The organism is Brassicibacter mesophilus (assembly GCF_050433385.1).
In the GTDB taxonomy this organism is placed as follows: Bacteria; Bacillota; Clostridia; order Tissierellales; family Proteiniboraceae; genus Brassicibacter; species Brassicibacter mesophilus.
Window position 1 is genome coordinate 288,540 of sequence record NZ_JBNPXI010000002.1, and the last position, 12,420, is coordinate 300,959.

General features: G+C 31.8%; 13 protein-coding genes. All 13 read right to left on the reverse strand.

Annotated features, from left to right (window positions below):
- Positions 1 to 43: 43 nt before the first annotated feature.
- Genes HNR33_RS03945 through fliP form a run of 13 tightly spaced genes read right to left on the reverse strand, consistent with a single transcriptional unit; the run spans position 44 to position 12,420 of the window.
- Complete coding sequence (locus HNR33_RS03945; protein WP_429080255.1) at positions 44 to 526, reverse strand: chemotaxis protein CheD; 483 nt, start codon at positions 524 to 526, stop codon at positions 44 to 46.
- Between the two features lie 2 nt (positions 527 to 528).
- Positions 529 to 1,143, reverse strand: a complete 615-nt coding sequence (locus tag HNR33_RS03950) for a chemotaxis protein CheC (protein ID WP_429080258.1) — start codon at positions 1,141 to 1,143, stop codon at positions 529 to 531.
- 9 nt (positions 1,144 to 1,152) lie between these two features.
- Complete coding sequence (locus tag HNR33_RS03955; protein ID WP_429080260.1) at positions 1,153 to 1,614, reverse strand: chemotaxis protein CheW; 462 nt, start codon at positions 1,612 to 1,614, stop codon at positions 1,153 to 1,155.
- Positions 1,615 to 1,629: 15 nt separating this feature from the next.
- Positions 1,630 to 3,669 (reverse strand): chemotaxis protein CheW, encoded by a 2,040-nt coding sequence (locus tag HNR33_RS03960; RefSeq protein ID WP_429080262.1) that lies wholly within the window; start codon positions 3,667 to 3,669, stop codon positions 1,630 to 1,632.
- A gap of 3 nt (positions 3,670 to 3,672) precedes the next feature.
- Positions 3,673 to 4,722 carry a protein-glutamate methylesterase/protein-glutamine glutaminase gene (locus HNR33_RS03965; protein WP_429080264.1) on the reverse strand — a complete coding sequence of 350 codons (1,050 nt, stop codon included), beginning with the start codon at positions 4,720 to 4,722 and terminating at the stop codon, positions 3,673 to 3,675.
- On the reverse strand, positions 4,723 to 5,388 hold the full coding sequence (locus HNR33_RS03970) for a flagellar brake protein (protein WP_429080267.1): 666 nt from the start codon (positions 5,386 to 5,388) through the stop codon (positions 4,723 to 4,725).
- A gap of 4 nt (positions 5,389 to 5,392) precedes the next feature.
- The gene (locus HNR33_RS03975; RefSeq protein ID WP_429080269.1) at positions 5,393 to 6,295 is read right to left on the reverse strand and encodes a MinD/ParA family protein; all 903 of its coding nucleotides are present in this window, start codon (positions 6,293 to 6,295) and stop codon (positions 5,393 to 5,395) included.
- Positions 6,288 to 7,439: a flagellar biosynthesis GTPase FlhF gene (gene flhF / locus HNR33_RS03980; RefSeq protein WP_429080271.1), complete on the reverse strand. Its 1,152-nt coding sequence runs from the start codon at positions 7,437 to 7,439 to the stop codon at positions 6,288 to 6,290. The genes HNR33_RS03975 and flhF overlap by 8 nt, the downstream gene beginning before the upstream one ends.
- Complete coding sequence (gene flhA, locus HNR33_RS03985; protein WP_429080272.1) at positions 7,439 to 9,472, reverse strand: flagellar biosynthesis protein FlhA; 2,034 nt, start codon at positions 9,470 to 9,472, stop codon at positions 7,439 to 7,441. Before flhA ends, flhF begins: the two co-directional genes overlap by 1 nt.
- Positions 9,473 to 9,485: 13 nt before the next feature.
- Entirely contained in the window at positions 9,486 to 10,565 is a 1,080-nt protein-coding gene (flhB, locus tag HNR33_RS03990; RefSeq protein ID WP_429080274.1) for a flagellar biosynthesis protein FlhB, read from the reverse strand.
- 14 nt (positions 10,566 to 10,579) lie between these two features.
- A complete protein-coding gene (gene fliR, locus HNR33_RS03995; RefSeq protein ID WP_429080276.1) occupies positions 10,580 to 11,362 on the reverse strand; it encodes a flagellar biosynthetic protein FliR in 783 nt (260 codons plus the stop codon).
- 14 nt (positions 11,363 to 11,376) lie between these two features.
- Positions 11,377 to 11,646 (reverse strand): flagellar biosynthesis protein FliQ, encoded by a 270-nt coding sequence (gene fliQ, locus HNR33_RS04000; RefSeq protein ID WP_429080278.1) that lies wholly within the window; start codon positions 11,644 to 11,646, stop codon positions 11,377 to 11,379.
- A gap of 15 nt (positions 11,647 to 11,661) precedes the next feature.
- Positions 11,662 to 12,420: a flagellar type III secretion system pore protein FliP gene (gene fliP, locus HNR33_RS04005; RefSeq protein ID WP_429080280.1), complete on the reverse strand. Its 759-nt coding sequence runs from the start codon at positions 12,418 to 12,420 to the stop codon at positions 11,662 to 11,664.

Here is a 12,420-nt window from a genome sequence, read left to right on the forward strand (position 1 = left end):
TATCAATACATACTGGAATACAAAAGATGCTAGTAGCATATTTTTATATGTTTTTCGTACCATGACCTATTGTCTTTACTAATAAACTTCCGTCAAGTGAATTTAGTTCTATTGTTCTCCCATAATTTCCACCTGTATCTTCAGAAATAATCGGTATATTTAGCTCCTGAATTTTCCTCTTAGCAGCTTCTACATTTCTTTCTCCAATCCTAAGAACATCATTTTTAGAATTAAAAGAAAACATTTGGGAGCCTCCAGCAAGTTTTGCTACAATATTTCTTTTGCTTGCACCAATAAAAAGCATTTCATCCAAAAGCAATTCAATAGCTGTATCAGCAAATTTAGCCTTATTACTATTATTTTTAATCTCTACACTTGAAGGGAGCATAATATGTGCTAATCCTGCTATTTTGTTTATCTTATCGTAAAATGCAATTCCCACGCATGATCCTAACCCTAATGTGGTTAATGTTCCTGGTGACTTAACTGTTTTTAAATCTGCCATCCCAACTTTTACAGCTTCCATGATTAAATTACCCCTAAACTATCAAGAATTTTTTCAAATGATTCTAGCTCTGGTATTAGGAATAAATCTCCAGTAACCTTTCTATCATCTTCTTCAAATTGCGTTTCTATAAAAATCACATTATCCCCAATGTGTCCGAATTGAACAGCTGGTACACTTAGTATTGCTCCAGCCATGTCAATACAAATAGACGGTACTGATATCTTCAAATTCAAGCCTGTTAAAGTACTTAGAGAGTTGATATATGATGCTGAAAGAATATTACCAACTTCAGATAATGCTGACATATCCATATCATCAAGCTCTAAATGGTCTTCACATCTTCGAAAGAGCATATTAACTAAGTTCTTAGCTGAACTTAAGCTTAGGATAAACATTATATTACCCTCGATATCTCCTTCCATTTCAAAGTAAATACCAACAACTGGTATTTCGTCATCTCCTAGAATACCTGCAACATCTTTAAATTCAAGTATCTTAACTTGTGGAACTTGCATATCCACCCTCTTATCTAACATCGAAGCTAAAGCTGTCGCTGCATTGCCCGAGCCAATGTTACCAAGCTCTTTTAGAACATCTATCAAAGTTGAATTTAAATTATTCAAATTTAGTTTCATTTCACACCTCTAGTTTATTAACTCTGTTTCTCTATAACCAATAACTTTTTCAATATCAATTAATATTATTAGCTTAGAGTCTTTTTTCCCAACACCCTTTACAAAATCATCTGAAATGTTATCTTTTATTTCAGGAGGATTATCTATACTATCTGAGTTAAGTTGCATTACTTCTGAAGAAGAATCTACAAGCAAGCCAATAAGTGTTTCATTCGTAAGAACAATAATTATTCTTGAATCCGAATCAATTTCTTTACAGTCGATACCAAATCTCTTCCTCAAATCGATTACTGGTACAACCTCTCCTCTTAGATTTATAACTCCTTTTACATACTCAGGTGCATTCGGTATTCTAGTAAAAGCCTGAACTCTTTCTATGGCTTTAACATTATTAATATCAATTCCATAATACTCTTCATCGATTTTGAAAGCTACATATTTTTTTTCTTCAACTATATTTGTAGTATTCATTTTTATCCCCCTTTACTAAAATAATGAATTAACATCTAATATTAAGGATATTCTTCCATTACCAAGTATTGTAGCTCCGGCAAGATGTTGAATACCTGATAAAAACCTACCCAATGACTTGATAACTATTTCTTGCTGTCCAATAAGTTTATCAACAATTAAACCCGCTTCTTTATCACCTTTTTTAACTATGACCATTATTATTTCTTCATTTTCTTCCATATCATCAATGCCTAATATTTTATTTAATCTAATAATCGGAAGAGTTTTATTCCTAAATAGTACTACTTCTTGGTTTTGAACTTTTCTTATGTCTTTACTTAGCACTGGGGTGATTTCCCTAATAGAACTTAATGGAATAGCATATATTTCAGTGCTTAAGTTGATAAGAAGAGCCTGAATAATTGCTAGAGTTAGAGGGAGCCTTATGATGAATTTTGTACCAACTCCTTTTTTTGTTTCAACTTCAACTACACCGTTTATAGATTCAATCTTGGTTTTAACTACGTCTAATCCGACCCCTCTTCCAGATACATCTGAAATAGTATCTGCCGTGCTAAAGCCTGGCCTAAACAATAGTCCTACAGCTTCATCTTCTGAAATCCCTTCGGACTCAGACGAGGTTAATAATCCTCTTTCAACAGCTTTCTTCTTAACTTTGTCTATATTTATGCCAGCACCATCATCGTCTAACTCTATCACCACAGTATTTCCGTCTGGGTATGCTTTTAGCTTAAGAACACCCGTTTCATTTTTCCCAGAATTCTTTCTTATTTCAGGACTTTCTATTCCATGGTCTATAGAGTTTCTAATCAAGTGAATTAACGGATCTCCAATTTCATCAATAATTGTTCGGTCTACCTCTGTCTCTTCTCCTGACATTTGTAAGTCTATTTCTTTTCCAAGCTCCCTAGAAAGATCTCTTACCATTCTAGGAAATCTGTTAAAAACTCTTTCTATAGGTACCATTCTTACTTTCATAACTGCATCATGCAAGCTTGTGGTAATTCTTTCAAGATATTCTATTGCCTCATTCATATTATCTTTGCTTGTTGAATCACTATCTTCAAGTCTAGTTTTTATTATAATAAGTTCACTAACCAAATTCATTAAATTATCAAGCCTATCTATATCAACTCTGACAGTCTTACCAATTTTGCTTGACTGTTTCTTTTTTTCATGGTTGATAAAATTATTGCTTTTTCCCTTCTTTTCATCGGATTCATTGGTGCTATCTTCAGAAAGTTTTACAGAATTTGTTACAGGCTGCTCTGATGCAACAGCTATCTCTTCCATTGTTGTATTTTGATCTAAGTGAATTTCGTTTATTTGAACATCTTCAACTTCAGAAATTGAAATGAGCTGCTGCTTTATCTCTTCTATTTCTTTATTAGAAACAATAGTGAGTGAAAAAAGAGAGTCGAATTTCTCATCTTCTATATCTTCCGCTGGAGGATTTGATTGTATAATTTCTGAATGACTTTCTAAAGTGTTAAAAACAATAAAAGCTCTTGCAGATTTCAACATACACTCTTTACTTAGCTTTACATCAATATTGAAGATATTTAGGCCTTTAGTTTTAGCATTGTATAAAGCTTTCCTTACATATTCATCAAATTGATAACTCTTTTCTGAGCCTAGTTCGCTGTTCAAATTCACATCGGAACCTTGCTTATTATTAATAGTATTATTCAATAATTCAACTAAGTCAGTGCTATCTAAGTTCCCTTCCTTTCCAATTTCACCGATATTAGCTATATATTCATCAAGAGTATCAAAGCATCTAAATAATATATCTATTATATTGGAAGAAACTTTAATTTCATCATTTCTTATAGCTTGAAGTAAGTTTTCCATTTCATGTGTCAAACTCGCTATCTTACTAAAACCCATAGTACCTGACATACCTTTCAATGTGTGAGCTACTCTGAAAATCTCGTTAAGTAAATTCTTATCTTCAGCGTTCTTCTCTAAATTAAGCAAGTTTTCATTCATATACTGTAAGTTTTCCTTAGACTCTTCGATAAACATATCTAAATATTGATTCATATCCATGGTTTACACCTCCATTTTACTCATTATCTCATCAACAATCTGACTTAATGGTAGCACTTTGCTAACAGCTCCTATATTAATAGCAGACTTAGGCATACCATATACAACACAGGTTTCCTCATCTTGAGCTATAGTATATCCACCATTATCGTATATTTTTTTGAGCCCTTTAGAACCATCGGAACCCATTCCTGTCAGCATAATGCCAATAAGTTTTTTACAACTCAATACTGATATTGACTCCATTAGAACATCAACTGAAGGTCTATGCCCCGACACTGGCATGTCCTTGTTTAGCTTAATACATAATTGATTGTTTTTCTCTATTACAGTCATATGATTGTCACCAGGAGCTATATAACAGTATCCTTTCAAAATCTTTTCACCATCTTCAGCTTCTTTAACATTAATATTTGAGATGGAATTAAGTCTTGTTGCTAATGACTTGGTAAAACCCTGTGGCATATGTTGCACTAAAACTATACTTCCATTAAACTCATTTGGTATTTGAGGAATCAGAGATTGTAAAGCTTTTGGTCCTCCTGTCGAGGTTCCTATAGCAATTAAATATTGAGAATCACAATACTTGAGGTTACTTACATTAATCCACTTATTCTTATTATTAGATATTGTTTGCTGAGTTTTTTTAAACTTTTTTATTCCCGCAGCCATTTTGACTTTTTCCACAATCTTATTGTTTTGCAATTCTTTATTTAGTCCAAATATATTATTTGGTTTTGGAATAAAATCAACTGCTCCAATATCTAATGCTTTTAGAGTCGCATCTGCTCCCTCGGTAGTCAAACTACTTAACATTATGACGGGGATATTATATTTCTTAATAATCTCAGTTAAAGTTGAAATACCATCCATTATTGGCATTTCGATGTCAAGTGTTATTACATCAGGCGACATTTTTTCTAACTTTTCTAATGCATCTTTTCCATTTCTGGCTGTGCCTATTACATCAATTTCATTATCAGAATTTAATATATCAGATATTATCTTTCTCATAAAAGCTGAATCATCTACGACCATTACTCTAATAGACATCTATATCAATCCCTTTCTTCTCAGTTTTCTCTGTTGCTCAAAGATAAATCTAATAAGGATGTCTCTATCTACATTACTTAGTTCAATAAATCTCATACCTATTTCATAGTTATAATCAGAACTATCGGATTTTTTTACTCTTACTACTTCTCCGATAGATACAATTTCTGAATCATTTATTTTCAACTCAAAACTTAGTACATCTTTCAATTTATATTTGAAGTCACATAAAAATCTTATGCCGCCTCCACTTATATCTTTTGTTACACAATTTTCTTCAACAACTCTTTCTATATCTCCATCCATAAAGCTATGAGTTATTGTAACATTTTTATTTATCGTCAACCTATAATAATCCCTTTGTTGAAATCTAATTATTTTGTCAATTCTTCTTATTATCAGTCTATAAACGCCTTTTTCTTCTCTGGATAGTACAGTTGCTTTAAATAGAAATCTGCCCCTTTCTTCTTTGAAATACGTTATTTCAATAGTAGAATTTAAACTAATTGGAACAATAGTTCCTTTATGAATTGGGCCACTAATTGAGTAAGTTCTTTCATCAATTATATCTAAGACTTGGCTGCTGTACTTAATATCTTGTTTAGTTCCAATTCGCTTAATCTCTATTTTTTCTCCAATACTTAATTGCGATGTATCTGATGACATATGATTAGCTGCCCTCCTTTATAAAAAAACTCTTGAATTTATGTATAAAGGTAGATATCCCCATTTGATCTCCATCAGAATTTTTATTCCCAACTATTTGCAGTGCAATATTATTAATCTTTTTTGATACTTGGGAATTTGGATACATAACTATAAAAGGACACTGACTTTTGACTGATTCTGTTACTAATTTACTATCTAACACATAACCAAGTTTATCAATTTTTGTTTTTAGAAATCTATTAGCAGCCATATTTAGCTTTTTATAAACTTCATCAGCCTCTTTATTATCTGCAGCCCTGTTAATAACTACTTGTAATCTATCATGCTTTCCTTTGATGTTTAGTGCTTTAACCATAGCATATGCATCCGTTAATGATGTTGGCTCAGGTGTTGTTACAAGGATTACCTCATTAGCTGCATTTACAAAGCTTATAACAGTATCTGATATCCCTGCTCCAGTGTCAATTAAAATATAATCAGCGTGTTTTTCAAGTTTTACTAGCTGATTTATTAATTTTTCACGTTTGCTGTTATCCATCTCAAACAGTTCACTGATTCCAGATCCTCCTGCGATAATCTTAATTCCGTTTGGTCCTTCTGTCATTATCTCCGTTATGTCCCTATTCCCGTTTAGCACTTCACTGATTGTAAACCTAGGAACTACTCCTAGCAGTACATCAATATTTGCAAGACCAATATCTGCATCAAAAACAACAACACTATACCCTAAATTACTTAAAGAGATAGCTAAGTTGATGGTTAAGTTTGTCTTTCCAACTCCACCTTTACCACTTGTAACGGCTAATACTCGAGTAACATTTGTTCTCTTAAATAGCGTATCATCAATTCTAGTATAATCAGATTTAGTAATTAGCTGCCTTAGTCTCTCTGCCTGGTCATTCATCTTTGCTTTCTCCAATCAATGTTCTACTTAATTTATCAATATCCAATATTTCAATATCATCAGGAACATTTTGTCCTGTGGTTATATAAGACAATTGGTTTTTAAAATAATACTTAGTATTTAAAATTATCCCTAGGTTATTAGCTTCATCAGCTTTTGTAAAAATAATTTTAAAATCATTAATAAAACTGTATTCTTTTAAAATAGAGTTAATTGTTTTTATGTCTGTTGTTGCATTAACAACTAAATAAGTTTCTTTATTGTTAACTGATTGGATCAATTCTCGAATTTCATCCATTTGTTCTTTGTTCTTATGACTTCTTCCTGCAGTATCTATCAGTATAATATCTTTATCCTTAAAATTCGACAGAGATTTATAAATATCCTTTATTTGATATATAACTTTTAATGGCACATTTAAAATTTCCGCATATATTTTAAGTTGCTCAACAGCAGCGATTCTGTATGTATCTGCAGTAATTAATCCTACTGTACACTTGTGATGCAAAAATAAATTTGCAGCAATCTTAGCCAAAGTTGTTGTTTTTCCCACTCCAGTTGGCCCTATGAAAAATATAATCTTTTGTTTTCCATTAAATGTGATCGGAGATGACTCTCCTAAGTATTCTTTTAAATTGTATCTAATAATTTCTCTTACCGCTTTCGGCTCTTTATTGTCAAAGTTTATTTGCTCATTAATTCCTATAAGAATCTCTTTTGCAACTTCCCCATCAACACCGTTTTCTTGAAGTATTTTCAGAATATTACTTAGTTCTAAAGGAAATTCTTTAATACTAGATGTGTCTAAACTATCGACTATTCCTTTCATCATTTCTCTTATAGCCTTTATTTCTTTACCTAGGTCATCATTTTGCTTATTTGACTGATTGTTTATACTAGAAGTATGTGAAAGCTTTTTAACATTTTCATTCAGAGTGCTAGTTCTACGTACATCAATATTGTCTACATTATTTTCATCATCTAGTGCTGCTACTACTTCTATTAGACTCTTTTTGAAAATACCTAGAAATCCAGGTTTCTTGATTTTTCTAGTATGAAGAATAATTGCATCTGAACCGAGTTCTTTTTTTAGTTTATACATAGCCTCTTGTGTATTACTACCAATGAACCTCTTAATTTTCATTATAACGTCACCATCCCTACTGATTGAACCTCAATAGAAGATTCAATTTCATTATATGATAGTACAACTAGGTCCTTAGCAATCTGTTCTGTAAGTCTTTTAAAATAAATTCTAACTATAGGTGCTGTTAATATAATTGGTTGTAATCCAATAGAAGTAAATTTTTCAATATTTAAAATTATGTTATTAAGTATTCTCTGAACCTTGTTAGGTTCAATAGATAAATATGAACCTGTTTCAGTTTGGTTGATAGAATCCATAATCAGCTGTTCTAACTCACCGTCCAAAGTAATAACCTTCAAGTTATTGCCTGCAACATATTTATTCGTTATATATCTAGACATTCTTTGTCTAACATACTCTGTTAACATATCTGGATCTCTTGTTACAGCCGCATAATCAGCTAATGTTTCTAATACTGTTACCATGTCTCTAATAGAAATCTGCTCATTCAATAGATTGGCTAATACCTTCTGAACTTCTCCAACAGATAGAAGTTTTGGAACAAGTTCATCTACCAAAGCCGGATGCTCTTCTTTAACATTATCTATTAACACTTTGACATCCTGTCTGCTGAGGAGTTCGCTAGAGTTATTCTTTATGATCTCAGTTAAATGAGTAGCGATTATTGATGGTGGATCTACCACGGTATAGCCGAGAACTTCAGCTTTCTCTCTCTCTTTATCAGTAATCCATTTAGCTGGCAAGCCAAATGCAGGTTCAACTGTATCTATTCCATCTATTTCGCCATTAGACGTACCAGGATCCATTGCCAAGAAATGATCGAATAAAATCTCTCCTTTAGCAATTTCTACTCCTTTTATTTTTATTACATATTCATTTGGATTCAATTGAATATTATCTCTTAGCCTTACCATGGGAACAACTATTCCTAGCTCAAGAGCAACTTGTCGTCTAATCATTACAATTCTATCTAGTAAGTCTCCTCCCTGATTAATATCAGCTAATGGAATAATACCATATCCGAACTCTAATTCTATATCCTCAACCTTTAATAATGACATAACATTTTCAGGTTTCCTTATTTCTTCCACCTCAGTAAACTGAGCAATTTCATTCTCTTCTTCCTCAGTCTTTTTAATACTTGTATTCATGGTGTATCCGACAAAAACAAATATGACAGCCAATAAAACATAAGGCAACGCAGGAAGTGGTGTAGCAACACCTAAAAAAAGCAGAACTCCACCAATAATAAACATAAGCTTCGGATTATTACTAAAAAGTTGCTTTATAATGTCATTACCAAGGTTTGAATCTGAAGCAGCTCTTGTAACAACAAGCCCAGTTGCTGTAGAAATAAGTAAAGCAGGTATTTGACTTACTAAGCCATCCCCAACAGTAAGCAAAGTATACTTGGACAAAGCTTCGGACAGTGGTATTTTCTTAGCTATAATGCCAATCGCAAAGCCAGCAGAAATATTAATAATAGTTATTATGATACCAGCAATAGCATCTCCTTTAACAAACTTACTTGCTCCATCCATAGCACCATAAAAGTCAGCTTGCTGCTGAATTTCTTTTCTCCTGTTTTTAGCATCAAGCTCAGTTATAAGTCCAGAGTTCAAATCTGCATCTATTGCCATTTGCTTACCAGGCATTGCATCTAGAGTAAACCTAGCAGCTACTTCTGCAACTCTTTCAGCCCCTTTTGTGATAACAATAAAGTTAATGATAACAATAATTAGGAAAATAATAAGCCCAACAAATACATTTCCTTGAATAACAAAATTTCCGAATGCTTCAATAACACTTCCGGCATTGCCTTCGCTTAATATATATCTTGTAGTTGATATATTAAGCGAAAGTCTAAATAATGTGGTGAGTAGCAAAAGAGACGGAAAAATTGAAAATTGAAGCGCATCTTTCGTATACATAGATATAAGCAGTATAAGCAATGCTAAGGAAATGTTTAAGCTAAGAAGAATATCAAGCGCACCAAGTGGGACAGGCACAATAATAATTATTATTATCGAAATAACTGCAATTGCGATTAAAATATCTCCAAATTTCATAATTGTCCTCCTTTTATGCCTTCAAACTATATACATATGCTAGAATCTCTGCAACTGCTTGGTATAGCTCTTCAGGAATAATATCACCAATTTCAACACTACTATATAACATCTGTGCTAATGGTTTGTTTTCAACAATTGGCACGTTATTTTCAATAGCTATCTTTTTTATATTCTGTGCTATTAAATCTTTTCCTTTAGCTATTAGATAAGGGGCAGTAAATCTATCTTTATCATACTTTAAAGCGATAGCATAATGAGTTGGGTTAGTAATGATAACATCAGCTTGTGGTACGTCTTGCATCATTCTCCTCATTGCCATCTGTCTCTGTTTCTCTTTAATTTTTGATTTGATTTGTGGATTTCCTTCTGTTTGCTTGTACTCTTCTTTAATTTCTTGTTTACTCATCTTTAGGTTTTTCTCATGATCCCACCATTGATAAGCATAATCAATAATCGCTAATGCAATAAGTACTCCTCCAGCTCTTAATCCAATGGTTACAGTTGTATTACCAATAAATTTGACAATACTTCCTACACTCATATCAATCAAGTTAAAGATGTTATCTAATTGTTTAACAGCATAAGAATAAATTATGTATCCTATTACAAAAATTTTCAAAAATGATTTAAACAATTCTACTATTGCACGTTTCGAAACTATACGTTTAAATCCCTCAATAGGATTTATTCTATTAAGTTTAAATCCTAAAGTTTTACTAGTAAAAAGAAACCCTACTTGAGTATAATTTATTACTAATCCTGATAAAAGAACAATGCCTGTAATAGGTCCAACGATTATAGCTGTAACAGATATTATTTTTAGCATTAGCAAGCTAATTCCTTGAATAGTAAATAAATCTGATTTATCAGTGTATATAGTAAATGCAGATGTTGTAAAGTTAATTAACTTTTCAAACATAAAACCGCCAAACACTTTTAATGCTAAAAAAGCAGCTATCAGTATTACTGCAGAGTTAACCTCTTTACTTTGTAAAATTTGACCTTTCTCTCTAGCTTCTTTTCTTTTCTTAGGAGTAGCCTTTTCAGTTTTTTCCTCTCCTGCGAAAAGCTGCAAGTTTATTTTTAACAAAGATTGCACATACATCATCCTCTTTGAATAACCTTTAAAAAGTTAAAAATCTCCTCATACATATTGTTAAATATATGTTGAAGAGCAATAAAAAACAAAGGTAAAGAAACTACAATTGTTACAATGCCCACTGAAATTTTTAATGGCATGCCCACTATAAAAACATTCATTTGTGGCATTGTTCTAGCTAGTATTCCTAGCAACACATCAGCAAGAAAAATAGTTGCCAATACCGGACTACTTATTTTAAATCCAATTATAAGTGTTTGACCTAATATAACAGCTAACTGTTTAATAATATTTTCAGTAAAGGCAAAATGTCCTATCGGAATATATTTATAAGAGCTAACTAAAGCGTCAATTAGAAAATGATGACCATCTATAGTCAGAAATACTAATATGGCAATTAAATGATAAAACGTTCCCATAATTGGTACTTGTATATTACTTTGAGGATCTAATACATTTACCATACCAAATCCAATTTGCATATCAACTACTTGTCCAGCAAAATAAAGCGACGTGAAAAATAAATAAGATATAAAACCTATAATTAGTCCTATTGCAAGTTCTTTAATTACTATTGTGGTAAAATCTAAGATGTTATTACTGATATAATTAAGCTCAATCGTATTGAATAACACAAAAGAAAGTAAAACTGCGAAACATACTTTTAGTGTGTTAGGTACATTGTTTCTGCTAAAAATTGGAGTAGCTATAAACAAGCCTGTTACCCTAACCAGTACAAGTAAAAATATTTGATAATTATTTAATAACGCATCTAATAAGAAAGCCATAAGTACTCACCATTTCACATAATATAAGTGTTAATACTGATAAATAAATTTTTAGTAAAATCAATCAAAACTCTAAGTATCCATGGTCCAAAAACCAAAAAAGAAATAAGCACTGCAACAATTTTAGGAACAAACGCAAGTGTTGCCTCTTGAATTTGAGTAGTGGCTTGAAAAATACTAACCATGAGTCCAACTAGCAATCCAAATCCAAGCATCGGAGCAGATACCATTAAAATAATTTTCATAGCTTGCTGAGCAATATTTAGTACATCTCCTTGATTCATATAATCTCTCCCTTTTTATCTAAAGCTTGAAACTAGTTGACCTATTATAAGATTCCATCCATCAACCATTATAAAAAGCAAAATCTTAAACGGTAATGAAATCATAACAGGTGGTAGCATCATCATCCCCATGGACATAAGCGTACTTGCAACGACCATATCTATTACCAAGAAAGGTATAAAAATTATGAATCCTATTTGAAACGCAGTTTTCAGCTCACTAATAATAAATGACGGTATTAGTACTCTAGTCGGTATGTCTTCCAATTTCTTTACATTCTCTATTTTAGCAATCTTTAAAAATAGTGCTAAGTCTTTTTCCTTAGTCTGTTTAAACATAAATTCTCTAATTGGCTCAATACCTCTTTCAAATGCTTCTTGCTGAACTATTTCACCCCTAACATAAGGCTGTAATGCTTCTTTATTGATTTGAGAACCTACAGGAGCCATTATGAAAAAAGTCAAAAATAAGGCTAGTCCAATTAAAACTTGATTTGGAGGAGTTTGCTGTGTTCCTAAAGCATTTCTTATAAAAGAAAGCACTATTATTATTCGCGTAAAGCTCGTCATCATAATTAAAATAGATGGAGCTAAAGTTAATACTGTAAATATTAACAATAGCTGAATGCTTGATACATACCCATCTGAGTCATTATTATCCTTTATTTCAATAGCTTTACCAAAAAGTGAAATTTCAGGTTCAGCATAAGCTATACTTGAAAAGCTTATAAATATTAGGAAAATTAGTGTCATAATTAAAACATTTTTTTTCAT

What these genes read in the sequence shown, in the direction of transcription:
- HNR33_RS03945 (WP_429080255.1), bottom strand. Translation starts at nt 526, where the DNA reads ATGGAAGCTGTAAAAGTTGGGATGGCAGATTTAAAAACAGTTAAGTCA.
- HNR33_RS03950 (WP_429080258.1), bottom strand. Translation starts at nt 1,143, where the DNA reads ATGAAACTAAATTTGAATAATTTAAATTCAACTTTGATAGATGTTCTA.
- HNR33_RS03955 (WP_429080260.1), bottom strand. Translation starts at nt 1,614, where the DNA reads ATGAATACTACAAATATAGTTGAAGAAAAAAAATATGTAGCTTTCAAA.
- HNR33_RS03960 (WP_429080262.1), bottom strand. Translation starts at nt 3,669, where the DNA reads ATGGATATGAATCAATATTTAGATATGTTTATCGAAGAGTCTAAGGAA.
- HNR33_RS03965 (WP_429080264.1), bottom strand. Translation starts at nt 4,722, where the DNA reads ATGTCTATTAGAGTAATGGTCGTAGATGATTCAGCTTTTATGAGAAAG.
- HNR33_RS03970 (WP_429080267.1), bottom strand. Translation starts at nt 5,388, where the DNA reads ATGTCATCAGATACATCGCAATTAAGTATTGGAGAAAAAATAGAGATT.
- HNR33_RS03975 (WP_429080269.1), bottom strand. Translation starts at nt 6,295, where the DNA reads ATGAATGACCAGGCAGAGAGACTAAGGCAGCTAATTACTAAATCTGAT.
- flhF (WP_429080271.1), bottom strand. Translation starts at nt 7,439, where the DNA reads ATGAAAATTAAGAGGTTCATTGGTAGTAATACACAAGAGGCTATGTAT.
- flhA (WP_429080272.1), bottom strand. Translation starts at nt 9,472, where the DNA reads ATGAAATTTGGAGATATTTTAATCGCAATTGCAGTTATTTCGATAATA.
- fliR (WP_429080276.1), bottom strand. Translation starts at nt 11,362, where the DNA reads ATGGCTTTCTTATTAGATGCGTTATTAAATAATTATCAAATATTTTTA.
- fliQ (WP_429080278.1), bottom strand. Translation starts at nt 11,646, where the DNA reads ATGAATCAAGGAGATGTACTAAATATTGCTCAGCAAGCTATGAAAATT.
- fliP (WP_429080280.1), bottom strand. Translation starts at nt 12,420, where the DNA reads ATGAAAAAAAATGTTTTAATTATGACACTAATTTTCCTAATATTTATA.